Here is a 23,489-nt window from a genome sequence, read left to right as displayed (position 1 = left end):
AGATACCGATGAGCCGTTCCGCCCACCCCGCCGGGCCCCGCCACGCCGACGTCCTGCCCGAGGGGCACTACTCCCCGCCGCCCGCCGACCTCAACGCGCTCGACGAGAAGGTCTGGGCCCGGACCGTGGGACGGAACCCCGACGGTGTCGTGACGGTGGGCGGCATCCCCGTCACCACCCTCGCGGAGGAGTTCGGGACGCCCGCCTACTTCCTCGACGAGGAGGACTTCCGGGCCCGGTGCCGGGCCTGGGCGCACGCCTTCGGGCCGGACGCCGACGTCTTCTACGCCGGCAAGGCGTTCCTCTCCAAGGCCGTCGTGAAGTGGCTGCGGGAAGAGGGGCTGAACCTCGACGTGTGTTCCGGCGGGGAGCTGGCCACCGCCCTCGCCGCCGGGATGCCCGCCGAGCGGATCGCCTTCCACGGCAACAACAAGTCCGCCCGGGAGATCACCCGGGCCGTCGAGGCCCGGGTCGGTCGCATCGTCCTCGACTCCTTCCAGGAGATCGCTCGAGTCGCGCACATCGCGCGTGAGCTCGGCGTGCGCCAGCCCGTCCAGATCCGCGTGACCGTCGGCGTCGAGGCGCACACGCACGAGTTCATCGCGACCGCGCACGAGGACCAGAAGTTCGGCATCGCCGTCGCCGACGGCGCCGCCGCGGAGGCCGTCCGGCGCGCGCTCGGGCACGACAGCCTCGAGCTGCTCGGCGTCCACTCCCACATCGGCTCGCAGATCTTCGACATGGCCGGCTTCGAGGTGTCCGCCAAGCGGGTGGTGCAGCTGCTGGCCGCCGTACGCGACGAGCACGGCGTCGAGCTGCCCGAGATCGACCTCGGCGGCGGCCTCGGCATCGCGTACACCTCCTCCGACGACCCGCGCGAGCCCCACGAGATCGCCAAGGCCCTGCACGAGATCGTCGCCCGCGAATGCGAGTCCGCCGGGCTGCGCGCGCCCCGCATCTCCGTCGAGCCCGGCCGGGCCATCGTCGGGCCCACCGCCTTCACGCTGTACGAGGTCGGCACGGTCAAGCCGCTCGAGGGGCTCCGTACGTACGTCTCCGTCGACGGCGGCATGTCCGACAACATCCGCACCGCCCTCTACGACGCCGAGTACTCCGTCACCCTCGTCTCCCGCGTCTCCGACGCCGAGCCCATGCTCGTCCGCGTCGTCGGCAAGCACTGCGAGAGCGGTGACATCGTGGTGAAGGACGCCTTCCTGCCGGCCGACCTGGCCCCGGGGGACCTCCTCGCCGTACCCGCCACCGGGGCCTACTGCCGCTCCATGGCCAGCAACTACAACCACGCGCTCCGCCCGCCGGTCGTGGCCGTGCGCGACGGGGAGGCTCGAGTGATCGTCCGGCGGGAGACGGAGGAAGATCTCCTGCGTCTCGACCTCGGATGATGAAATAGGCATCTCACCCAATGGACCGAGGGTGGAAAGTGTTGTCCATTGAGTGAGACTGGTTCAGACCTGGCGCGCAATCCGGCGCGCCGGGTGGTGATGGAAGATCGAAAGGCGTAGGTCGAATGATGCGTACGCGTCCGCTGAAGGTGGCGCTGCTGGGCTGTGGAGTGGTCGGCTCAGAGGTGGCGCGCATCATGACGACGCACGCCGACGACCTGACGGCCAGGATCGGTGCGCCCGTCGAGCTCGCCGGCGTGGCCGTGCGCCGCCCCTCCAAGGTGCGCGAGGGCATCGACCCGGCGCTGGTTACCACCGATGCGACCGCCCTCCTCAAACGCGGCGACATCGACGTCGCCATCGAGGTCATCGGCGGCATCGAGCCCGCCCGCACCCTCATCACCACCGCCTTCGAGCACGGCATCTCCGTCGTCTCGGCGAACAAGGCGCTGCTCGCCCAGGACGGTGCCGCCCTGCACGCCGCGGCCCAGCAGCACGGGCTGGACCTGTACTACGAGGCCGCCGTCGCCGGCGCCATCCCGCTGGTCCGCCCGATGCGAGAGTCCCTCGCGGGCGACAAGATCAACCGGGTGATGGGCATCGTCAACGGCACGACGAACTTCATCCTCGACAAGATGGACTCCACGGGCGCCGGGTACCAGGAGGCGCTCGACGAGGCCACCGCCCTCGGGTACGCCGAGGCCGACCCGACCGCCGACGTCGAGGGCTACGACGCCGCCGCCAAGGCCGCGATCCTGGCCGGCATCGCGTTCCACACCCGGGTCCGTCTCGACGACGTCTACCGCGAGGGGATGACCGAGGTCAGCGCCGCGGACTTCGCCTCCGCCAAGCGCATGGGCTGCACCATCAAGCTCCTCGCGATCCTGGAGCGCGCCGCGGACGGGCAGTCCGTCACCGCTCGAGTGCACCCGGCGATGATCCCGCTCAGCCACCCGCTGGCGTCCGTGCGCGAGGCGTACAACGCCGTCTTCGTCGAGGCGGAGGCCGCCGGGCGGCTCATGTTCTACGGGCCCGGCGCGGGCGGTTCTCCGACCGCCTCGGCGGTCCTGGGCGACCTCGTCGCCGTCTGCCGCAACAAGCTCGCCGAGGCAACGGGGCCCGGCGAGTCGGCGTACACCCAGCTGCCGGTCAGCCCCATGGGCGACGTCGTCACGCGGTACCACATCAGCCTCGATGTGGCCGACAAGCCGGGCGTCCTCGCCCAGGTGGCGACGACGTTCGCGGAGCACGGTGTCTCGATCGACACCGTCCGCCAGCAGGGCAAGGACGGCGAGGCCTCCCTCGTCGTCGTCACCCACCGCGCACCCGACGCCGCCCTCTCCGGGACCGTCGAGGCGCTGCGGAAGCTGGACACCGTGCGCGGTGTCGCCAGCATCATGCGTGTTGAAGGGGAGTAAGGACCCATGAGCAGCAATCGCACCCACCAGTGGCGCGGCATCATCGAGGAGTACCGGGACCGCCTGCCGGTGACGGACACGACTCCCGTGGTCACGCTCCGCGAGGGCGGCACTCCCCTCGTCCCCGCGCAGGTGCTCTCCGAGCGCACCGGCTGCGAGGTGCACCTGAAGGTCGAGGGCGCGAACCCCACCGGGTCCTTCAAGGACCGCGGCATGACCATGGCCATCACCAAGGCCAAGGAGGACGGCGCCAAGGCCGTCATCTGCGCCTCCACGGGCAACACCTCGGCCTCCGCCGCCGCGTACGCGGTGCGCGCCGGGATGGTCTCGGCCGTCCTCGTGCCCCGCGGCAAGATCGCGCTCGGCAAGATGGGCCAGGCCCTCGTGCACGGCGCCAAGATCCTCCAGGTGGACGGCAACTTCGACGACTGCCTGGACCTGGCGCGCGCGCTGTCCGACAACTACCCGGTCGCGCTGGTCAATTCCGTCAACCCGGTGCGCATCGAGGGCCAGAAGACCGCCGCGTTCGAGATCGTCGACGCGCTCGGCGACGCCCCCGACATCCACGTGCTGCCCGTCGGCAACGCCGGCAACATCACCGCGTACTGGAAGGGCTTCAAGGAGTACAAGGCCGACGGACTGGCCTCCCGTACGCCCCGCGTGTGGGGTTTCCAGGCCTCCGGTTCCGCGCCGATCGTGCGCGGCGAGATCGTCAAGGAACCGCACACCATCGCAACCGCGATCCGCATCGGCAACCCGGCCTCGTGGGACTACGCGCTCGCCGCGCGCGACGAGTCGGGCGGCTTCATCGACGAGGTGACGGACCGCCAGATCCTGGCCGCCTACCGCCTGTTGGCCGCGCAGGAGGGCGTCTTCGTCGAGCCCGCCTCGGCCGCGTCCGTGGCCGGCCTGCTCAAGGCCGCCGAGCTGGGCCTGGTCGACCCCGGCCAGACGATCGTATGCACCGTCACCGGAAACGGACTCAAGGACCCCGACTGGGCCGTCGCCGGCGCCCCGCAGCCGGTCACCGTCCCGGTCGACGCCGAAGCGGCGGCCGTCCGCCTCGGCCTGGTCTGACCCGGTCCGACCACCCCGTGGCAGCACCCTGAGTTGCCGGGTTCCGGAACGCCTCCGGAACCCGGCAACTCAGGTCGTACGGCACAAAAGTGAACGGCAGCCGGCGGAATCCACCGGAAGACACCGACACGCATCGTGCGCCTCCTGTGCGCCCTATGTCGCGAGAGAACCTTCCTTCGATACGCTGTACTTACATCCGCCACCGCGCATATGACCGTGGTGCTGCCCAGAGGGCCTTCGGGTGTCGTACGTTCTCCAGTACATTCGCAGCGAGCCAGCGAAGATCTCGTCTCGCACAGTCACAAGGAGTGTCATCGGACGATGGCCGGTCCAGCGTTCCGCGCCGCCGCCGTACGGGTGCGCGTCCCCGCCAGCAGTGCCAACCTCGGCCCGGGCTTCGACGCCCTCGGCCTGGCCCTGGGGCTCTACGACGACGTAGTCGTCCGGGTGGCCGACTCCGGCCTGAACATCGACATCGCGGGCGAGGGCGCCGACACCCTCCCGCGGGACGAGAGCCACCTGCTCGTACGCTCCATGCGCACCGCCTTCGACCTGCTGGGCGGGCAGCCGCGCGGCCTCGAGGTCGTCTGCGCCAACCGCATCCCGCACGGCCGCGGCCTCGGGTCCTCCTCGGCCGCCATCTGCGCCGGGATCGTCGCCGCCCGCGCCGTGACCATAGGCGGAGAGGCCAAGCTCGACGACGCGGCCCTGCTCGAACTCGCCACCGAGATCGAGGGCCACCCCGACAACGTCGCCGCCTGTCTCCTCGGCGGTTTCACCCTCGCCTGGATGGACGGCGGCAGCGCCAAGGCGATCCGTATGGAGCCCGCCGATTCCATCGTTCCGGTGGTCTTCGTCCCCTCCAAGCCGGTCCTGACGGAGACCGCGCGCGGCCTGCTGCCGCGCAACGTCCCGCACGTGGACGCGGCCGTCAACGCAGGTCGTGCAGCCCTGCTCGTCGAAGCCCTGACCAGGCGTCCCGAGTTGCTGCTGCCGGCCACCGAAGACCGGCTCCACCAGGAGTACCGGTCCCCGGCGATGCCCGAGAGCGTGGCACTCGTCAACCGGCTGCGGGCGGACGGCATCCCCGCGGTCATCTCCGGCGCGGGCCCCACGGTCCTCGCGCTGGTCGACAACGGCGCGGCCGACAAGGTCGCGCAGCTCGCGGGCGAGGGATGGGCGGCGAACCGGCTCGCCCTCGACGCCGCGGGCGCGAGCGTACTTCCGCTGGGCACCCAGGGCGGCTAGGCCGTATGGGCATACCCGCCAGGGGCGGGCGGTCAGGGCAGGCCGCCCGCGCGGAAGGCGCGATTGCCGGTGATTGAGAGGGGGAATATCTGTTGGATCCGGTAGTGTTACTCTCAAGTGTGCAGCCGAAGCCGCCATGGCTCGGTGCTCAGTGTCCCCATTCGGGACCACCTTTCTTCCGGGAGCCTCCCCGACTGCTTTGATCGCTTCCAGCAGTTTCGAGCACGCTCCGGAATCGGCGTGACATTCCCACGCTTCCAGCTCGGGGGCTTCTCGCCGGAACCACCCATGCACGTTCTCTCCGCCGTATCTCTATCGGCGGACCACCGCCCCGGCACGGTCTACACCTAGGACCGTTGTCGGACAGCACAACCGGTCGCCGAGCCAGACAGGCCGACGTCCGCTCCAGGGAAGGACCCTTCGTGAGCGACACCACCGATCTGATGGGCGCTGCCGACACCAATGTCGACACCAGTGCCCCCGCCGCGGGCGCCGCGGCGACCACTGCCGGACGGCGGCGCCGCTCCGGCACCGGCCTCGAGGGCATGGTCCTGGCCGAGCTGCAGCAGGTCGCGTCGGGCCTCGGCATCAGGGGCACCGCGCGGATGCGCAAGAGCCAGCTGATCGAGGTCATCAAGGAGGCGCAGGCGGGCAGTGGTGCCCCCAAGGCCGCGGCTCCCGCCGCCGACGCCGCCGAGGCCAAGCCGAAGCGCCGCGCCACCAGCAAGGCCCGTACGGGTGAGGCCGCCGCCGAGGCGCCCGCCGAGAAGCCTGCCGCGCAGGCGCAGATCGAGATCCCGGGCCAGCCGGCCAGCGACGACGCGCCGGTCGGCGAGCGCCGCCGCCGTCGGGCCACGGCCCCCTCCGGCAGCCCGGAGACCGCGGCCCCCGCCGCCGTGCAGGTCGAGGCGAAGACCGAGACCGCCACCACCACCGCCACCGCGCCCGCCGAGGTCAAGGCCGAGGCCGCGACCGCCGTCTCCGCGCCCGCCCAGGAGGGCGAGGGCCGCGGCCGGCGCGACCGCCGCGACCGCGGGGACCGTGCCGAGCGCGGCGACGGCCGGCGCGACCGCCGTGACCGCGGTGCCAAGACCGACGAGCCGGGCCAGGGTGCCCAGGGCCAGGGCCAGGGCCAGGGTCAGGGCGGCCAGGGCGGCGGCCGTGCGGACCGTCAGGACCGCCAGCAGCAGGGCGGCCGTCAGGACCGTCAGCAGCAGGGCCGTCAGGACCGTCAGGGCCCCCAGGACAACGGCCCGCAGGACGACTTCGACGATGAAGGCGGTCGCCGTGGCCGTCGCGGCCGCTACCGCGACCGCCGGGGCCGTCGTGGCCGCGACGAGTTCGCGCCGAACGAGCCGCAGGTCGCCGACGACGACGTCCTGATCCCCGTCGCGGGCATCCTGGACATCCTCGACAACTACGCGTTCATCCGGACCTCGGGCTACCTGCCCGGCCCCAACGACGTGTACGTCTCCCTCGCCCAGGTCCGCAAGGCGGGTCTGCGCAAGGGCGACCACACCACCGGTGCCGTGCGCCAGCCCAAGGACGGCGAGCGCCGCGAGAAGTTCAACGCCCTCGTGCGTCTGGACTCCGTGAACGGCATGGCGCCCGAATCCGGCCGCGGCCGACCGGAGTTCCAGAAGCTGACCCCGCTGTACCCCCAGGACCGGCTCCGTCTGGAGACCGACCCGGGCGTGCTGACGACCCGCATCATCGACCTCGTGTCGCCGATCGGAAAGGGCCAGCGAGGCCTGATCGTGGCCCCGCCGAAGACCGGCAAGACCATGATCATGCAGGCGATCGCCAACGCGATCACCACGAACAACCCCGAGTGCCACCTGATGGTCGTCCTGGTCGACGAGCGTCCGGAAGAGGTCACCGACATGCAGCGGTCGGTCAAGGGCGAGGTCATCTCCTCGACCTTCGACCGCCCCGCGGAGGACCACACCACCGTCGCCGAGCTGGCCATCGAGCGCGCCAAGCGCCTCGTCGAGCTGGGTCACGACGTGGTCGTCCTGCTGGACTCCATCACCCGTCTGGGCCGCGCGTACAACCTCGCGGCGCCCGCCTCCGGCCGCATCCTGTCCGGTGGTGTCGACTCGACCGCGCTGTACCCGCCGAAGCGCTTCTTCGGTGCCGCGCGCAACATCGAGGACGGCGGCTCGCTGACCATCCTGGCCACCGCGCTGGTCGACACCGGCTCGCGCATGGACGAGGTGATCTTCGAGGAGTTCAAGGGCACCGGCAACATGGAGCTCAAGCTCGACCGGAAGCTCGCCGACAAGCGCATCTTCCCGGCCGTCGACGTCGACCCGTCGGGCACCCGCAAGGAGGAGATCCTCCTCAACAGCGAGGAGCTCGCCATCGTCTGGAAGCTGCGCCGGGTGCTGCACGCGCTCGACTCGCAGCAGGCCATCGAGCTCCTGCTCGACAAGATGAAGCAGACGAAGTCGAACGCCGAGTTCCTGATGCAGATCGCCAAGACGACCCCGTCCGGCAAGAACGACGACTGACCGTCGCCGCACCGCATCACCGAGACCGCCCCCACCGCACACGCGGTGGGGGCGGTCCCGTGTTTTCAGCGGTTTTCGGGCATTTTCTCGCGTTTTCCTCAGGTGCGAGCTTCGCCACACTCGCGGTTTTCGTGAACCTCGCAGCCGCGCCGTGCGTCCCCCCGGGAAACCGCAGGTGGGCGCGGCGCGGCGGCGCGCTGCTCCCGCCCCGGCCACCGCGGTGCACCTGGCACGGGGCCCGCGCCGGCCGTGGAACCCTGGACCGCGTTCGGCCGTCTGTGTCAGAGGGCAGTGCGGGCAAACCCCTGGGCCGGACACACGGCCGGGAACGCATTGAGGACTGAGGAGAGCATGAGCGAGGACAGCAGGGGCAGCGGCCGGCGCGCCGCGGGCCGACGCCGACGGAAACCCTCGAAGCGGCGCAAGGCCCTCGTCATCGCCGCGTGGAGCGCCGCCGGCGTGGTCCTCCTGGGCGGGGCGGGTCTCGGCTGGTTCTACTTCCACCTGAACGGGAACCTGAAGACGGTCGACATCGACCAGGCGCTCGGCACCGACCGCCCGCAGAACGTGGACAACGGCTCGATGGACATCCTCGTCCTCGGCTCCGACTCCCGCGGCGGCGCGAATTCCGAGTACGGCCAGGACGACGGCGGCTCGGCCCGCTCCGACACGGCGATGATCGTCCACCTGAACGAGGGCCACAAGCAGGCCACCGTCGTCTCGATCCCGCGCGACACCATGGTCAACCGGCCGCCGTGCACGCTGGGCAACGGCAAGACCGACCGCGGCAGCTCGCGCTCGCAGTTCAACGAGTCGTTCACCATCGGCGGGGCCGCCTGCGCGGTCAAGACCGTCGAGAAGATGTCGGGGATCCGCATGGACCACTACATCGAGGTCGACTTCACCGGCTTCAAGAAGATCATCGACAACCTCGGCGGCGTCCAGCTCACCACCACCAAGCCCATCAAGGACGGCTCGAGCCACCTCGACCTCCCGGCCGGCCCCAACAAGCTGAACGGCGAGCAGGCCCTGGGCCTCGTACGGACCCGCAAGAGCGTCGGCGACGGCAGCGACCTGGGCCGAATACAACTCCAGCAGGCGTTCATGAAGGCCCTGATCAAGCAGGTCAGGGGCATCGGCATCTTCGACAACCCGAAGCGCCTGCTCGACCTCGCCGACACCGGCACCAAGGCGCTCACCACCGACAAGTCGCTCGGCGACGTGAAGTCCCTCATGGGCTTCGCCCAGAGCCTCCAGGGCATCGACGCCCAGGACATGAAGATGATCACGCTGCCCGTGGGTCCGGACGCCCGCGACGCCGACCGGGTCGCCCCGCTGGCCAAGGAGTGCCAGCTGGTCTGGAGCGCCCTCCTGGCCGACCAGCCGGTCCCCGCCGAGGCCACCGCGAACTCGATGGGTGACAAGGGAACGGCCGGCGCGATCGTCCAGCAGCCGTGAAAAGCCTGCTCAGGGACGTTCTGCACGACCCCGGAATAGATGCCGCCCCCGCCCCGTTGAGGGAGGCGTCCTCAGAATTTTGACAGGCAGCCCGGTCCTGGCAGACTGGTCTGTCGGCCCCGGTTCACGCAGTGCGCAATTCGGCTCCTGCGACCCGGCGCCCTCCCGAATCTAGGAGACACCTTGAAGCGCGATGTTCACCCCGAGTACGTCGAGACCCAGGTCAGCTGCACCTGTGGCGCGTCGTTCACCACCCGTAGCACCCTGACCGAGGGCACCATCCGTGCCGAGGTCTGCTCCGAGTGCCACCCGTTCTACACGGGCAAGCAGAAGATCCTCGACACCGGTGGCCGTGTCGCCCGCTTCGAGGCCCGCTTCGGCAAGGCTGCCGGCTCGAAGTAGCGAGCCCCCGGCGCCGGACCCCGGCTGCACCCTGTCCACACGGGGGCAGCCGGACCGGCGCCTTTGTCGTCCCGCAGCCCTTTTTCGTACTTTTCACCCCAGGAGCCCCCGATGTTCGAGGCGGTCGAGGAACTGGTCGGCGAGCACGCCGACCTTGAGAAGAAGCTCGCCGACCCTTCGGTCCACTCGGATCAGGCCAACGCGCGCAAGCTCAACAAGCGCTATGCGGAACTGACCCCGATCGTCGCGACCTTCCGTGCCTGGAAGCAGTCCGCCGAGGACATCGAGACGGCGAAGGAGTTCGCGGCCGACGACCCGGACTTCGTTGCCGAGGTGAAGGAACTGAGCGCGCAGCGCGAGGAGCTCACCGAGAAGCTCCGCCTGCTGCTCGTCCCGCGCGACCCCAGCGACGACAAGGACGTGCTCCTGGAGATCAAGGCGGGCGCGGGCGGCGACGAGTCCGCCCTGTTCGCCGGCGACCTGCTGCGCATGTACCTGCGCTACGCCGAGCGGGTGGGCTGGAAGACCGAGATCATCGACTCCACCGAGTCCGAGCTCGGCGGCTACAAGGACGTCCAGGTCTCCGTCCGAACCAAGGGCGGCAACGGTGCCACCGAGCCCGGCCAGGGCGTCTGGGCCCGTATGAAGTACGAGGGCGGCGTGCACCGCGTCCAGCGTGTTCCGGCCACCGAGTCGCAGGGCCGCATCCACACCTCCGCCGCCGGCGTGCTCGTCACCCCGGAGGCCGAGGAGGTCGAGGTCGAGATCAACCCGAACGACCTCCGCATCGACGTGTACCGCTCGTCGGGCCCCGGCGGCCAGTCCGTCAACACCACCGACTCCGCCGTGCGCATCACGCACATCCCGACCGGTGTGGTCGCCTCCTGCCAGAACGAGAAGAGCCAGCTCCAGAACAAGGAGCAGGCGATGCGCATCCTGCGGTCGCGCCTGCTGGCCGCGGCCCAGGAGGCCGCCGAGCAGGAGGCCTCCGACGTGCGCCGCAGCCAGGTGCGCTCGGTGGACCGCTCCGAGAAGATCCGTACGTACAACTTCCCGGAAAACCGGATCTCGGACCACCGGACCGGGTTCAAGGCGTACAACTTGGACCAGGTGCTCGACGGCGACCTCGATTCGATGATCCAGGCCTGCGTCGACGCGGACTCGGCCGCCAAGCTGGCGTCCGCGCACTGACCCCCGCCTGACCTGCTCGACCTCGCCGACACCGGCACCCGCTCCACCCCCGTACGACAGCAGCCCGGAGGACCAGCGTGAACTTGCTGCTTGCCGAGGTGGCCCAGGCCACCCAGCGGCTGGCCGCCGCCGGCGTGCCCTCACCGCGCTTCGACGCGGAGGAGCTCGCGGCCTTCGTGCACGGCGTCAAGCGGGGGGAACTGCACCACGTCAAGGACACGGACTTCGACGCCCGCTACTGGGAGGCCGTCGCCCGCCGCGAGGCGCGCGAGCCGCTCCAGCACATCACCGGCCGCGCCTTCTTCCGCTACCTGGAGCTCCAGGTCGGGCCCGGGGTCTTCGTGCCCCGGCCCGAGACCGAGTCGGTCGTGGACTGGGCCATACACGCCGTCCGGGCGATGGACGTCGTCGAGCCGATGATCGTGGACCTGTGCACCGGGTCCGGCGCCATCGCACTGGCCATGGCGCAGGAGGTGCCGCGCTCGCGCGTGCACGCGGTCGAGCTGTCCGAGGACGCCCTGCGGTGGACCCGCAAGAACGCCGAGGGCTCCCGGGTCACCGTCCACCAGGGCGACGCGCTGAGCGCGCTGCCCGAGCTGGACGGGCAGGTCGACCTGGTGATCTCCAACCCGCCGTACATCCCGCTCACCGAGTGGGAGTACGTGGCCCCCGAGGCCCGCGACCACGATCCGGAGATGGCCCTCTTCTCCGGAGAGGACGGCCTCGACACCATCCGCGGCATCGAGCGCACCGCGCACCGGCTGCTGCGGCCCGGCGGCATCGTCGTCATCGAGCACGCCGACACCCAGGGCGGCCAGGTGCCGTGGATCTTCGCGGAGGAGCGCGGCTGGGCCGACGCCGCCGACCACCCCGACCTGAACAACCGCCCCCGCTTCGCCACCGCCCGCAAGGCCCTGCCGTGACGGGCGCGACCCACCCCTCCACCCCCCTGCTGCACGAGGAGTCCCGCTGATGGCCCGGCGATACGACTGCAACGACGCGACGGACCGCAAGACGGGTCTGCGTGAAGCCGCATCCGCCGTGCGCCGCGGCGAGCTTGTCGTGCTGCCCACCGACACCCTGTACGGGATCGGCGCGGACGCCTTCAGCGCGGAGGCCGTCGGCGACCTGCTCGCCGCCAAGGGGCGCGGCCGCAACATGCCGACCCCCGTGCTCATCGGCTCCCCGAACACCCTGCACGGCCTCGTCACGGACTTCTCCGAGCAGGCCTGGGAGCTCGTCGACGCCTTCTGGCCGGGCGCGCTGACGCTGGTCGCCAAGCACCAGCCGTCGCTCGCCTGGGACCTGGGGGAGACCCGCGGCACCGTGGCCGTCCGCATGCCGCTGCACCCCGTCGCCATCGAGCTGCTCACCGAGGTCGGCCCGATGGCCGTGTCCTCGGCGAACCTGACCGGGCACCCGGCGCCGGAGGACTGCGACGCGGCGCGCGAGATGCTGGGCGACTCCGTGTCCGTGTACCTGGACGGCGGTCCGACGCCGGGGATGCAGCCCTCGTCGATCGTCGACGTCACCGGCAAGGTTCCCGTCCTGCTGCGCGAGGGGGCGCTGACCGCCGCGCAGCTGCGGGAGGTCGTACCCGACCTCGAGGTGGCCCCGTGAGCCCTCAGGGGCGTGGCATAGCAAGCGGGCACACCCCCGGCGGCAGCCACGGCTGGGGGGACCCCCACCCGGCGGCAGCCGGAGGGGACACCTTCCGCATCCTCCACGTCAGCACCGGCAACGTGTGCCGCTCGCCCATCACCGAGCGGCTGACCCGGCATGCGCTGGCGCACCGGCTGGGGGGCATCCCGGCGAGCGACCTGATCGTGGAGAGCGCGGGGACGTGGGGCCACGAGGGCGCCCCGATGGAGGCGAACGCGGCGGCCGTGCTCGCGGACTTCGGCGCGGACGCCTCCGGGTTCACCGGGCGGGAGCTGCTCGACGAGCACGTCATACGCGCCGACCTCGTGCTGACCGCCACGCGCGACCACCGTGCGCAGGTCATCTCGATGGGGCACTCGGCGGGGCTGCGCACGTTCACCCTGAAGGAGTTCACGCGGCTGGTGCGGGCCATAGATCCGGCCACGCTGCCGCCGCTGGACGACGGCGTCGCGGAGCGGGCCCGTGCGCTGGTACGGGCCGCGGCCGCGCTGCGCGGCTGGCTGCTGGCGCCGTCGCCCGACGCGGACGAGGTGTACGACCCGTACGGGGCGCCGATCACCTTCTTCCGCTCGATCGGCGACGAGATCAACCAGGCCCTGGACCCGGTGGTCACAGCCCTGACGGGCGTCACGGCCCGCCGCTGAGGGCTGCCGCTGCGCCGAGCCTCCTGTCCGCCCCGCCCCTTCTCCCCATGCCGGGCTCTGCCCGGACCCGCGCCTCGAACGCCGGCGTGGCCGGATCTCGCCGGGCGGCGCCGGAAGGTCCGCAGGGCGGGATCAGGGCCCCGGGCCTAGAGTGGGCCTATCCGGGACCGGCCACTGGGAGTCGCCATGAGCGTCATCACCCCGCCCACGGACCTGCTGCGGCAGCAGGACCCGCAGATGGCCGACGTGCTCGCAGGAGAGGCGCAGCGCCAGGCCGCCACCCTGCAGCTGAGCGCCGCCGAGAACTTCACCTCGCCCGCCGTGCTCGCCGCGCTCGGCTCGGCGCTCGCCAACAAGTACGCCGAGGGGTATCCGGGCCATCGGTACCACGGCGGCTGCGAGTACGCCGACCTCGCCGAAGGACTGGCCGTCGAACGGGCCCGCGCACTGTTCGGCGTCGAGCACGCCAACGTGCAGCCGCATTCCGGTTCCTCCGCCGTGCTGGCCGCGTACGCCGCGCTGCTGCGGCCCGGGGACACCGTGCTGGCAATGGGCCTCCCGTACGGCGGGCACCTCACCCACGGTTCGCCGGCCAACTTCTCCGGACGCTGGTTCGACTTCGTCGGGTACGGCGTCGACGCCGAGAGCGGCCTCATCGACTACCGGCAGGTGCAGGAGCTGGCGCGGGCGCACCGGCCCAAGGCGATCGTCTGCGGGTCGATCTCCTACTCGCGGCACCCGGAGTACTCGGTGTTCCGGGAGATCGCCGACGAGGTCGGGGCCTACCTCATCGCGGACGCCGCCCATCCCATCGGGCTCGTCGCCGGCGGGGCCGCGCCCAGCCCCGTCCCGTACGCCGACGTCGTCTGCGCGACGACCCACAAGGTGCTGCGCGGCCCGCGCGGCGGGATGGTCCTGTGCGGCGCCGAGTTCGCCGAGCGGATCGACCGGGCGGTGTTCCCCTTCACCCAGGGCGGCGCCCAGATGCACACCATCGCCGCCAAGGCGGTGGCCTTCGGCGAGGCCGCTGCGCCCGCGTTCACCACGTACGCCCACCGGGTGGTGGCCAATGCCCGGGTGCTGGCCGAAGCGCTCGCGGCCAACGGGTTCGCGGTGACGACGGGCGGCACCGACACCCATCTGATCACCGCCGACCCGGCGCCGCTCGGCCTCGACGGCCCGACCGCCCGCGGCCGGCTCGCCGCCGCCGGGATCGTGCTGGACACCTGCGCCCTCCCGTACGGGGACCAGCGCGGGATCCGGCTCGGCACGGCCGCCGTCACCACCCAGGGCATGCGGGAGCCGGAGATGGCCCGGATCGCCGCCCTGTTCACCGCCGCATTGCGCGCGGAAGCGGCGAACACCCGCGCGGAAGTGAGCGAGCTGACGCGTGGATTTCCCCCGTACGGGGTGTAAGGCGGACAAGCGGGGCGTACCGCAACCGGGATACCGCCCCCTCGCGTCCTCGGTGAGGGGTACATCGCAGCTAATGTGTGGGGCTGAGATGGCCGGCGATACATCTGGGGCAGCCCGTGCGTGAATATCTGCTGACGCTTTGCGTCACGGTCGCGGTGACCTACCTGCTCACCGGGCCCGTGCGGAAGTTCGCGATCGCGGCCGGTGCGATGCCGGAGATCCGCGCCCGCGACGTGCACCGCGAGCCCACTCCGCGGCTCGGCGGCATCGCCATGTTCGGCGGACTGTGCGCGGGGCTGCTGGTCGCGGACCACCTGCGCAACCTCAACGGCGTCTTCGAGCTGTCGAACGAACCGCGGGCGCTGCTCTCCGGAGCGGCCCTGATCTGGCTGATCGGCGTGCTCGACGACAAGTTCGAGATCGACGCCCTGATCAAGCTCGGCGCGCAGATGATCGCCGCCGGTGTGATGGTCATGCAGGGTCTGACCATCCTGTGGATCCCCGTCCCGGGCATCGGGACGGTCGCGCTGACCCAGTGGCAGGGCAACCTGCTCACGGTGGCCCTCGTGGTGATCACCATCAACGCGGTGAACTTCGTGGACGGGCTCGACGGCCTGGCCGCCGGCATGGTCTGCATCGCCGCCGCCGCGTTCTTCCTCTACTCGTACCGGATCTGGTTCGGGTACGGCATCGAGGCGGCCGCGCCCGCGACGCTGTTCGCGGCGATCCTGATGGGCATGTGCCTCGGCTTCCTGCCGCACAACATGCACCCGGCCCGGATCTTCATGGGCGATTCCGGATCGATGCTCATCGGCCTGGTGCTGGCCGCCGCCGCGATTTCGATCACCGGGCAGGTGGACCCGGACACCATGGCCCTGTTCGCCGGCGGTGAGCGCAACGCGGTGCACGCGATGATCCCGGTCTTCATTCCGCTTCTGCTGCCGCTGACGATCATCGCCATCCCGATGGCGGACCTGATCCTGGCCATCGTGCGGCGTACGTGGAAGGGCCAGTCGCCGTTCGCGGCCGACCGCGGGCACCTGCACCACCGGCTGCTGGAACTCGGGCATTCGCACAGCCGCGCGGTGCTGATCATGTACTTCTGGTCAGGGCTGATCGCCTTCGGCGCGGTGGCCTATTCGGTGCATTCCGCCTCGATGTGGATCGTGCTCGCCATCGTCGCGCTGAGCGCGGTGGGCCTGGTCCTGCTGCTCCTGCCGCGCTTCACCCCGCGTGCCCCGCGGTGGGCCGAGGGCCTGGTCCCGCCGCGCTACCGGCACGCGGAGCGCGCCGCGGAGGCGGCCGCGCAGGATGCCTCGGGCCGCGAGCCGGAGCCGGCCAGGCCGGTCAGGGTCGGCGTCTCGGGCGTCAACGGAGCGACCGCGGTAGGCCCCCGTTCGCGCTTCCCCGACCGGCGTAAGGCGGAGTCGACGCGCTGACGGCCGCAGCACATGTCCGACATGGGCGGCCTTTACCACACACAACCACGGCTTGTCGTGCACACACGGGCGGGTTAGCTCTCATGTGTGACAGTCAGCACACTCCGCAGGTAAAGCTCTCATCAAATAGTTTGTGATACCGTTCACTAAACCCGGCGACAGAGCCGAAGGACCGTAGTGCGACGGCCCATCGGCCCGAGGATCCATCTCGGACCGGGCTTACGCTCGTCCCGTACGAGTCCGTGCCCCCACCACCACGCGGAGCAACCCGCCATGCGGTCAGATGACGTCCGATCCCTCCTGCAATGTGCTGTCCCCACGGCTGCCGCCGGCGCTCTTGCCGCCGTCATCAGCGCCGTTGTGGCCGGCGGCAAGGGGGCTCTTGGCGCTGTCATCGCCACTCTGCTGGTGATGCTGTTCATGGGCATCGGATTCGTCGTTCTGCAACGCACCGCGAAATCGCTGCCGCACTTGTTCCAGGCCATGGGGCTGATGCTCTACACGGCCCAGATCCTGCTGCTCTTCGTCTTTCTCGCCGTGTTCAAGAACACGACGTTGTTCCACCCCAAGGCCTTCGCGATCACGCTCGTCGCCACCACCCTCGTGTGGATCGGCGCTCAGACGCGTGCTCACATGAAGGCCAAGATCCTCTACGTCGAACCGGACTCGACGAAGGGCGACAAGCCCGAGAATTCGGGGCCGAAGTCGTGAGGGGTAGGGCCGGGATAAGCGAGCGTTCGAGATGCTGCTATCGTCCGGTTCCAACTGCGGCATTGCGGGCGCGGGCATCTGAGCTGACGCCTGTTCCATCGCGAGGCTCGATGCCTGATCGCCGCCCCCACACCCGTAACACCAGTCCAGTGCCGAACAGCGGCTGTGCGCCGCGCCGACACAACGAGGTTGCCGTACCTATGCGCCACGCTGAAGGAGCCCGCGGTGAGTGCTGACCTGACGCAGGTGCTCGCTTTCGAGACCGACTGTCACATCTTCGACGGATGTGGCTTCCCCGGCCCGGGCCTGCACTCGTTCCTCTTCGAGCCGCTGTGGGGCGAAGCCGGCACCACCAGTGCGTACTTCAACAAGCCGATGCTGCTGGCCCTCCTGGGCTCGGTGATCATCGTCGCCTTCTTCTGGGCCGCGTTCCGGAAGCCGAAGGTCGTACCGGGCAAGCTGCAGATGGTCGCCGAGGCCGGTTACGACTTCGTGCGCCGCGGCATCGTGTACGAGACGCTGGGCAAGAAGGAGGGCGAGAAGTACGTCCCCTTCATGGTGTCGCTGTTCTTCTTCGTCTGGGTCCTGAACGTCTGGTCGATCGTCCCCGTGGCCCAGTTCCCGGTGACCGCGATCATCGCGTACCCGGCGGCCCTCGCGGCGATCGTCTACTTCATCTGGATGTCGGTGACGTTCAAGCGTCACGGCTTCGTCGGCGGACTCAAGAACCTGACGGGCTACGACAAGTCGCTCGGCGGCGTCCTGCCCCTGGTCATGGTCATCGAGTTCTTCTCGAACGTCCTGGTGCGCCCGTTCACCCACGCGGTCCGACTGTTCGCGAACATGTTCGCCGGTCACACCCTGCTGCTGCTGTTCACCATCGCCAGCTGGTACCTGCTGAACGGGATCGGGATCGCCTACGCGGGCGTCTCTTTCATCATGGTCATCGTGATGACGGCCTTCGAGCTCTTCATCCAGGCTGTCCAGGCCTACGTCTTCGTACTGCTGGCCTGCAGCTTCATCCAGGGCGCACTCGCCGAGCACCACTGAGTCCCGCCCTCCCCCAAACCCCCTGTCGTCCGGTGGCCAACCCCCACCGGTCCGTGAAAGAGAAGGAAGAACTGGCATGTCCCAGATCCTCGCTGCCGCCGAAGGCGTCACCGGCTCCCTCAGCTCCGTTGGTTACGGTCTCGCGGCCATCGGCCCGGGTGTCGGCGTCGGCATCATCTTCGGTAACGGCACGCAGGCTCTCGCCCGTCAGCCCGAGGCTGCCGGTCTGATCCGCGCCAACCAGATCCTCGGCTTCGCCTTCTGTGAGGCGCTCGCCCTCATCGGTCTGGTCATGCCGTTCGTCTACAGCTGACGAACCGCGACCACTAGTCCGATTAGACGAAAGGCACTGATGTGAACCTCCTGGTTCTCGCGGCCGAGACGGAAAACCCGCTCGTCCCGCCGATCCCCGAGCTCGTCATCGGTCTGATCGCCTTCGTCATCGTCTTCGGTTTCCTCGCGAAGAAGCTCCTCCCGAACATCAACAAGGTTCTGGACGAGCGTCGCGAGCAGATCGAGGGCGGTATCGAGAAGGCTGAGGCCGCTCAGACCGAGGCCCAGAGCGTGCTGGAGCAGTACAAGGCCCAGCTCGCCGAAGCCCGGCACGAGGCCGCGCGCCTGCGCCAGGAAGCGCTGGAGCAGGGCACTGCGCTCAAGGAAGAACTGCGCGCAGAGGGCCAGCGGCAGCGTGAGGAGATCATCGCTGCCGGCCACGCCCAGATCGCGGCCGACCGCAAGGCCGCCTCGCAGGCACTGCGTCAGGACGTGGGCAAGCTCGCCACCGACCTGGCCGGAAAGCTCGTCGGTGAGTCCCTCGAGGACCACGCCCGGCAGAGCCGCACCATCGACCGCTTCCTCAGCGAGCTCGAGGAGAAGGCCGAGGCGGCCCGATGAACGGAGCGAGCCGCGAGGCGCTGGCCTCCGCGCGCGAGCGTCTCGACGCGCTGACGGACAACACGTCCGTCGACGCGGCGAAGCTCGCCGGTGAGCTGGCTGCCGTCACCGCGCTGCTCGACCGTGAGGTCTCGCTGCGTCGGGTCATCACGGACCCGGCGCAGTCCGGCGAGGCCAAGGCCGAGCTGGTCGGCCGTCTGCTGTCCGGCCAGGTGGGCGGGGAAGCCCTCGACCTGGTGTCGGGCATGGCCCGGTCCCGCTGGTCGCAGTCCCGCGACCTGGTGGACTCGCTCGAGGAGCTGGCGGCCACCGCCGACCTCACGGCGGCCCAGCAGGCAGGCGCGCTCGACAACGTCGAGGACGAGCTGTTCCGCTTCGGCCGGATCGTCGCCTCGAACACCGAGCTGCGCGCCGCGCTGACCGACCGGGCGGCCACCGCCGCCGCCAAGAGCACGCTGCTCGGCAGCCTGCTCGGCGGCAAGGCGAACGCCGTCACCGAGCGTCTCGTCACGCGTCTCGTCACGCACCCGCGTGGACGTAGCCTGGAAGCGGGACTCGAGTCCCTCTCCAAGCTCGCCGCCGAGCGCCGTGACCGCATGGTCGCCACCGTGACCACCGCGGTTCCGCTCAGCGACGTGCAGAAGCAGCGTCTCGGCGCGGTCCTGGCCAAGCTGTACGGCCGCCAGATGCACCTGAACCTCGACGTGGACCCCGCGGTCCTCGGCGGGATCACCGTGCGGGTCGGCGACGAGGTCATCGACGGCAGCATCGCGGACCGCCTCGCCGAGGCGTCGCGCCGCATGGCCGGCTGACCGGCCACCAATAGAACAACGCATTTCCAGCGGCCCGGTTGGGCCGTGCAGAACTTGCAGAAGATTCCTGGGGGTCGCCCCCAGACCCCTAAGAAGCTTCAGGCCCAACAAGGAGAGCAGGGAACCCAGATGGCGGAGCTCACGATCCGGCCGGAGGAGATCCGGGACGCACTGGAGAACTTTGTCCAGTCGTACCAGCCGGACGCGGCCTCGCGCGAGGAGGTCGGAACGGTCAGCGTTGCCGGCGACGGCATCGCGAAGGTGGAGGGCCTGCCCTCCGCCATGGCGAACGAGCTGCTGAAGTTCGAGGACGGCACCCTCGGTCTCGCCCTCAACCTCGAGGAGCGCGAGATCGGTGCGATCGTCCTCGGCGAGTTCAGCGGTATCGAGGAGGGCCAGCCGGTGCAGCGCACCGGTGAGGTTCTCTCCGTAGGTGTCGGCGAGGGCTACCTCGGCCGCGTCGTCGACCCGCTCGGCAACCCGATCGACGGCCTCGGCGAGATCGCGACCGAAGGCCGCCGCGCCCTCGAGCTGCAGGCCCCGGGCGTCATGGTCCGTAAGTCGGTGCACGAGCCCATGCAGACCGGCTACAAGGCCGTCGACGCGATGGTGCCGATCGGCCGTGGCCAGCGTCAGCTGATCATTGGTGACCGTCAGACCGGCAAGACCGCTCTGGCCGTCGACACGATCATCAACCAGCGCGACAACTGGCGCTCCGGCGACGTGAACAAGCAGGTCCGCTGCATCTACGTCGCCATCGGCCAGAAGGGCTCGACCATCGCGTCCGTTCGCGGCGCCCTGGAAGAGGCCGGCGCGCTCGAGTACACGACGATCGTCGCCGCCCCGGCGTCCGACCCGGCCGGCTTCAAGTACCTGGCGCCGTACACCGGTTCCGCCATCGGCCAGCACTGGATGTACGCCGGCAAGCACGTCCTGATCATCTTCGACGACCTGTCGAAGCAGGCCGACGCCTACCGCGCCGTGTCGCTGCTGCTGCGCCGTCCGCCGGGCCGTGAGGCCTACCCGGGTGACGTCTTCTACCTGCACTCGCGTCTGCTGGAGCGCTGCGCCAAGCTCTCCGACGAGATGGGTGCCGGTTCGATGACCGGTCTGCCGATCGTCGAGACCAAGGCGAACGACGTGTCGGCGTTCATCCCGACCAACGTCATCTCCATCACCGACGGCCAGTGCTTCCTGGAGTCCGACCTGTTCAACGCGGGCCAGCGCCCGGCGCTGAACGTCGGTATCTCGGTCTCCCGCGTCGGTGGCTCGGCCCAGCACAAGGCGATGAAGCAGGTCTCCGGCCGTCTTCGCGTCGACCTGGCCCAGTACCGCGAGCTGGAGGCGTTCGCCGCCTTCGGTTCCGACCTGGACGCCGCGTCGAAGGCTTCGCTGGAGCGCGGCAAGCGCATGGTCGAGCTGCTGAAGCAGGGCCAGTACCAGCCGATGCCCGTCGAGGAGCAGGTCGTCTCCGTCTGGGCCGGTACCACCGGCAAGATGGACGACGTCCCGGTCGCCGACATCCGCCGCTTCGAGTCGGAGCTGCTGGAGCACCTGCGCCGCGAGCGCAAGGACCTCCTCACCTCGATCGCCGAGGGCGGCAAGATGTCGGACGACACCCTGACGTCGATCGCGGACGCCATCGCTGCCTTCAAGCAGCAGTTCGAGACGTCTGACGGCAAGCTCCTGGGCGAGGACGCTCCGGCCGTCAACGTCTCCAAGTGACGACGGAAGGGACCTGACTCATGGGAGCGCAGCTCCGGGTCTACAAGCGTCGCATCCGTGCCGTCACGGCGACCAAGAAGATCACCAAGGCGATGGAGATGATCGCCGCCTCGCGCATCGTCAAGGCGCAGCGCAAGGTGGCGGCATCGATGCCGTACGCGACCGAGCTCACCCGTGCGGTGACCGCGGTGGCGACCGGCTCGAACACCAAGCACGCCCTGACCACCGAGGTCGAGGCGCCGACCCGTGCCGCGGTCCTGCTCATCACGAGCGACCGCGGTCTGGCCGGCGGCTACTCCTCGAACGCCATCAAGCAGGCCGACCGGCTCACCGAGCGGCTGCGCGCTGAGGGCAAGGAGGTCGACAGCTACATCGTCGGCCGCAAGGGTGTCGCCTACTACGGCTTCCGCGAGCGCAAGGTCGCGGACTCGTGGACCGGCTTCACCGACAGCCCGGCCTACGCCGACGCCAAGCGCGTCGCGGCGCCGCTGATCGAGGCCATCCAGACGGAGACGGCCGAGGGCGGCGTGGACGAGCTGCACATCGTCTACACGGAATTCGTGTCGATGATGACGCAGAACGCGGTGGACAGCCGGATGCTGCCGCTCAGCCTCGACCAGGCTCAGGAGGAGACCAGCACGAAGGGCGAGATCCTTCCGCTGTTCGACTTCGAGCCGTCGGCGGAGGACGTCCTCGACGCCCTGCTGCCGCGCTACGTCGAGAGCCGTATCTACAACGCACTGCTGCAGTCGGCTGCTTCCGAGCACGCCGCCCGCCGCCGCGCGATGAAGTCGGCGACCGACAACGCCGGGGATCTCATCAAGAGCCTCTCCCGGCTTGCCAACGCGGCCCGCCAGGCCGAAATCACCCAGGAAATCAGCGAGATCGTCGGTGGCGCGAGCGCCATGGCTGACGCGACCGCGGGGAGTGACAAGTAATGACGACCACTGTTGAGACGGCCGCCGCCACGGGCCGCGTCGCCCGGGTCATCGGCCCGGTCGTCGACGTGGAGTTCCCCGTCGACGCCATGCCCGAGATCTACAACGCCCTCAAGGTCCAGGTCGCCGACCCGGCCGAGGACGGCAAGCTCAAGACCCTGACCCTCGAGGTCGCGCAGCACCTGGGTGACGGCCTCGTCCGTACCATCTCGATGCAGCCGACCGACGGCCTGGTCCGCCAGGCCCCGGTGACCGACACGGGCGAGGGCATCACCGTCCCCGTTGGTGACTTCACCAAGGGCAAGGTCTTCAACACCCTGGGCGAGGTGCTCAACTACCCCGAGGCGAACGCCGAGGTCACCGAGCGCTGGCCCATCCACCGCAAGGCCCCGAGCTTCGACGAGCTCGAGTCCAAGACGGAGATGTTCGAGACCGGCGTCAAGGTCATCGACCTTCTCACCCCGTACGTCAAGGGTGGAAAGATCGGTCTGTTCGGTGGTGCCGGTGTCGGCAAGACCGTTCTGATCCAGGAAATGATCTACCGCGTCGCCAACAACCACGACGGTGTGTCGGTGTTCGCGGGCGTCGGTGAGCGTACCCGTGAGGGCAACGACCTCATCGAGGAAATGGGCGACTCGGGCGTCATCGACAAGACGGCGCTCGTCTTCGGCCAGATGGACGAGCCCCCGGGCACCCGTCTGCGCGTCGCGCTTGCCGGTCTGACCATGGCGGAGTACTTCCGCGATGTGCAGAAGCAGGACGTGCTCTTCTTCATCGACAACATCTTCCGTTACACCCAGGCCGGTTCCGAGGTCTCCACGCTGCTCGGCCGCATGCCGTCCGCAGTGGGTTACCAGCCGAACCTGGCTGACGAGATGGGTCTGCTGCAGGAGCGCATCACCTCGACCCGCGGTCACTCGATCACCTCGATGCAGGCGATCTACGTCCCCGCGGACGACCTGACCGACCCGGCGCCGGCCACCACGTTCGCCCACCTCGACGCGACGACGGTTCTCTCCCGTCCGATCTCCGAGAAGGGCATCTACCCGGCCGTGGACCCGCTGGACTCGACGTCCCGCATCCTCGACCCGCGGTACATCGCGGCGGACCACTACGCGGCCGCCATGCGTGTCAAGGGGATCCTCCAGAAGTACAAGGACCTCCAGGACATCATCGCGATCCTCGGTATCGACGAGCTGGGCGAGGAGGACAAGCTCGTTGTCCACCGTGCCCGTCGCGTCGAGCGCTTCCTGTCGCAGAACACCCACGTCGCCAAGCAGTTCACCGGCGTGGACGGTTCGGACGTTCCGCTCGACGAGTCGATCACCGCGTTCAACGCGATCTGCGACGGTGACTACGACCACTTCCCCGAGCAGGCGTTCTTCATGTGCGGTGGCATCGAGGACCTCAAGGCCAACGCCAAGGAGCTGGGCGTCTCCTGAAGCCGCGCTCCTCGCGAGCACAGCTGACTGACGGAGAGGGGCGGGTGTG

Annotated in this window: 21 protein-coding genes; all 21 read left to right on the top strand. The window is 69.8% G+C overall.

Annotated features, from left to right (window positions below; all coding sequences use genetic code 11):
* The first annotated feature begins 8 nt into the window (after nt 1-8).
* The 21 genes from lysA to atpD all read left to right on the top strand — a co-directional run bounded on the left by lysA (nt 9) and on the right by atpD (nt 23,440).
* Complete coding sequence (gene lysA / locus AB5J51_RS14415; RefSeq protein WP_369777833.1) at nt 9-1,400, top strand: diaminopimelate decarboxylase; 1,392 nt, start codon at nt 9-11, stop codon at nt 1,398-1,400.
* Nucleotides 1,401-1,525: 125 nt separating this feature from the next.
* Nucleotides 1,526-2,818: a homoserine dehydrogenase gene (locus AB5J51_RS14410; RefSeq protein ID WP_053784687.1), complete on the top strand. Its 1,293-nt coding sequence runs from the start codon at nt 1,526-1,528 to the stop codon at nt 2,816-2,818.
* A gap of 6 nt (nt 2,819-2,824) precedes the next feature.
* Nucleotides 2,825-3,895: a threonine synthase gene (gene thrC, locus AB5J51_RS14405; protein ID WP_053784688.1), complete on the top strand. Its 1,071-nt coding sequence runs from the start codon at nt 2,825-2,827 to the stop codon at nt 3,893-3,895.
* A gap of 321 nt (nt 3,896-4,216) precedes the next feature.
* Nucleotides 4,217-5,143 carry a homoserine kinase gene (gene thrB / locus AB5J51_RS14400; protein ID WP_030295292.1) on the top strand — a complete coding sequence of 309 codons (927 nt, stop codon included), beginning with the start codon at nt 4,217-4,219 and terminating at the stop codon, nt 5,141-5,143.
* Between the two features lie 422 nt (nt 5,144-5,565).
* Nucleotides 5,566-7,656 (top strand): transcription termination factor Rho, encoded by a 2,091-nt coding sequence (rho, locus tag AB5J51_RS14395; protein WP_369777832.1) that lies wholly within the window; start codon nt 5,566-5,568, stop codon nt 7,654-7,656.
* A 351-nt stretch (nt 7,657-8,007) separates the two neighbouring features.
* Complete coding sequence (locus AB5J51_RS14390; RefSeq protein WP_030295289.1) at nt 8,008-9,114, top strand: LCP family protein; 1,107 nt, start codon at nt 8,008-8,010, stop codon at nt 9,112-9,114.
* 183 nt (nt 9,115-9,297) lie between these two features.
* The gene (gene rpmE / locus AB5J51_RS14385; RefSeq protein ID WP_030153765.1) at nt 9,298-9,516 is read left to right on the top strand and encodes a 50S ribosomal protein L31; all 219 of its coding nucleotides are present in this window, start codon (nt 9,298-9,300) and stop codon (nt 9,514-9,516) included.
* 111 nt (nt 9,517-9,627) lie between these two features.
* Nucleotides 9,628-10,707: a peptide chain release factor 1 gene (prfA, locus tag AB5J51_RS14380; protein WP_053784690.1), complete on the top strand. Its 1,080-nt coding sequence runs from the start codon at nt 9,628-9,630 to the stop codon at nt 10,705-10,707.
* Between the two features lie 77 nt (nt 10,708-10,784).
* Nucleotides 10,785-11,630 (top strand): peptide chain release factor N(5)-glutamine methyltransferase, encoded by an 846-nt coding sequence (prmC, locus tag AB5J51_RS14375; RefSeq protein ID WP_053784691.1) that lies wholly within the window; start codon nt 10,785-10,787, stop codon nt 11,628-11,630.
* A gap of 49 nt (nt 11,631-11,679) precedes the next feature.
* Nucleotides 11,680-12,327, top strand: a complete 648-nt coding sequence (locus tag AB5J51_RS14370; protein WP_053784692.1) for an L-threonylcarbamoyladenylate synthase — start codon at nt 11,680-11,682, stop codon at nt 12,325-12,327.
* Nucleotides 12,324-13,013 carry a protein-tyrosine-phosphatase gene (locus tag AB5J51_RS14365; RefSeq protein WP_369777831.1) on the top strand — a complete coding sequence of 230 codons (690 nt, stop codon included), beginning with the start codon at nt 12,324-12,326 and terminating at the stop codon, nt 13,011-13,013. Before AB5J51_RS14370 ends, AB5J51_RS14365 begins: the two co-directional genes overlap by 4 nt.
* Before the next feature lie 186 nt (nt 13,014-13,199).
* Nucleotides 13,200-14,429 (top strand): serine hydroxymethyltransferase, encoded by a 1,230-nt coding sequence (gene glyA / locus AB5J51_RS14360; protein ID WP_369777830.1) that lies wholly within the window; start codon nt 13,200-13,202, stop codon nt 14,427-14,429.
* A gap of 104 nt (nt 14,430-14,533) precedes the next feature.
* Nucleotides 14,534-15,868, top strand: coding sequence for an MraY family glycosyltransferase (locus AB5J51_RS14355; protein ID WP_199827952.1), 1,335 nt, complete (start codon nt 14,534-14,536; stop codon nt 15,866-15,868).
* Nucleotides 15,869-16,141: 273 nt separating this feature from the next.
* Nucleotides 16,142-16,579: a hypothetical protein gene (locus tag AB5J51_RS14350; protein WP_053784694.1), complete on the top strand. Its 438-nt coding sequence runs from the start codon at nt 16,142-16,144 to the stop codon at nt 16,577-16,579.
* A gap of 225 nt (nt 16,580-16,804) precedes the next feature.
* Nucleotides 16,805-17,629 (top strand): F0F1 ATP synthase subunit A, encoded by an 825-nt coding sequence (gene atpB, locus AB5J51_RS14345; RefSeq protein WP_133896869.1) that lies wholly within the window; start codon nt 16,805-16,807, stop codon nt 17,627-17,629.
* A gap of 76 nt (nt 17,630-17,705) precedes the next feature.
* Nucleotides 17,706-17,942 carry an ATP synthase subunit C gene (locus AB5J51_RS14340; RefSeq protein ID WP_030295275.1) on the top strand — a complete coding sequence of 79 codons (237 nt, stop codon included), beginning with the start codon at nt 17,706-17,708 and terminating at the stop codon, nt 17,940-17,942.
* Between the two features lie 41 nt (nt 17,943-17,983).
* The gene (locus AB5J51_RS14335; protein WP_053784696.1) at nt 17,984-18,523 is read left to right on the top strand and encodes a F0F1 ATP synthase subunit B; all 540 of its coding nucleotides are present in this window, start codon (nt 17,984-17,986) and stop codon (nt 18,521-18,523) included.
* Complete coding sequence (locus AB5J51_RS14330) at nt 18,520-19,335, top strand: F0F1 ATP synthase subunit delta (RefSeq protein ID WP_053784697.1); 816 nt, start codon at nt 18,520-18,522, stop codon at nt 19,333-19,335. Before AB5J51_RS14335 ends, AB5J51_RS14330 begins: the two co-directional genes overlap by 4 nt.
* Nucleotides 19,336-19,464: 129 nt before the next feature.
* The gene (gene atpA / locus AB5J51_RS14325) at nt 19,465-21,060 is read left to right on the top strand and encodes a F0F1 ATP synthase subunit alpha (protein ID WP_136224962.1); all 1,596 of its coding nucleotides are present in this window, start codon (nt 19,465-19,467) and stop codon (nt 21,058-21,060) included.
* Between the two features lie 20 nt (nt 21,061-21,080).
* Nucleotides 21,081-21,998 (top strand): F0F1 ATP synthase subunit gamma, encoded by a 918-nt coding sequence (locus tag AB5J51_RS14320; RefSeq protein ID WP_136224963.1) that lies wholly within the window; start codon nt 21,081-21,083, stop codon nt 21,996-21,998.
* Nucleotides 21,998-23,440, top strand: a complete 1,443-nt coding sequence (gene atpD, locus AB5J51_RS14315) for a F0F1 ATP synthase subunit beta (protein ID WP_136224964.1) — start codon at nt 21,998-22,000, stop codon at nt 23,438-23,440. Before AB5J51_RS14320 ends, atpD begins: the two co-directional genes overlap by 1 nt.
* Nucleotides 23,441-23,489: the final 49 nt, after the last annotated feature.

The organism is Streptomyces sp. R33 (assembly GCF_041200175.1).
GTDB classification, from domain to species: domain Bacteria; phylum Actinomycetota; class Actinomycetes; order Streptomycetales; family Streptomycetaceae; genus Streptomyces; species Streptomyces katrae_B.
This window is presented reverse-complemented; position numbering and strand designations above follow the sequence as displayed.

Bases quoted from the DNA above. Each gene is read 5' to 3' on its own strand.
- lysA (WP_369777833.1), top strand. From the start codon at position 9: ATGAGCCGTTCCGCCCACCCCGCCGGGCCCCGCCACGCCGACGTCCTG.
- AB5J51_RS14320 (WP_136224963.1), top strand. From the start codon at position 21,081: ATGGGAGCGCAGCTCCGGGTCTACAAGCGTCGCATCCGTGCCGTCACG.
- atpD (WP_136224964.1), top strand. From the start codon at position 21,998: ATGACGACCACTGTTGAGACGGCCGCCGCCACGGGCCGCGTCGCCCGG.
- AB5J51_RS14340 (WP_030295275.1), top strand. From the start codon at position 17,706: ATGTCCCAGATCCTCGCTGCCGCCGAAGGCGTCACCGGCTCCCTCAGC.
- AB5J51_RS14370 (WP_053784692.1), top strand. From the start codon at position 11,680: ATGGCCCGGCGATACGACTGCAACGACGCGACGGACCGCAAGACGGGT.
- prfA (WP_053784690.1), top strand. From the start codon at position 9,628: ATGTTCGAGGCGGTCGAGGAACTGGTCGGCGAGCACGCCGACCTTGAG.
- thrC (WP_053784688.1), top strand. From the start codon at position 2,825: ATGAGCAGCAATCGCACCCACCAGTGGCGCGGCATCATCGAGGAGTAC.
- AB5J51_RS14330 (WP_053784697.1), top strand. From the start codon at position 18,520: ATGAACGGAGCGAGCCGCGAGGCGCTGGCCTCCGCGCGCGAGCGTCTC.
- AB5J51_RS14350 (WP_053784694.1), top strand. From the start codon at position 16,142: ATGCGGTCAGATGACGTCCGATCCCTCCTGCAATGTGCTGTCCCCACG.
- thrB (WP_030295292.1), top strand. From the start codon at position 4,217: ATGGCCGGTCCAGCGTTCCGCGCCGCCGCCGTACGGGTGCGCGTCCCC.
- atpA (WP_136224962.1), top strand. From the start codon at position 19,465: ATGGCGGAGCTCACGATCCGGCCGGAGGAGATCCGGGACGCACTGGAG.
- glyA (WP_369777830.1), top strand. From the start codon at position 13,200: ATGAGCGTCATCACCCCGCCCACGGACCTGCTGCGGCAGCAGGACCCG.
- AB5J51_RS14410 (WP_053784687.1), top strand. From the start codon at position 1,526: ATGATGCGTACGCGTCCGCTGAAGGTGGCGCTGCTGGGCTGTGGAGTG.
- AB5J51_RS14390 (WP_030295289.1), top strand. From the start codon at position 8,008: ATGAGCGAGGACAGCAGGGGCAGCGGCCGGCGCGCCGCGGGCCGACGC.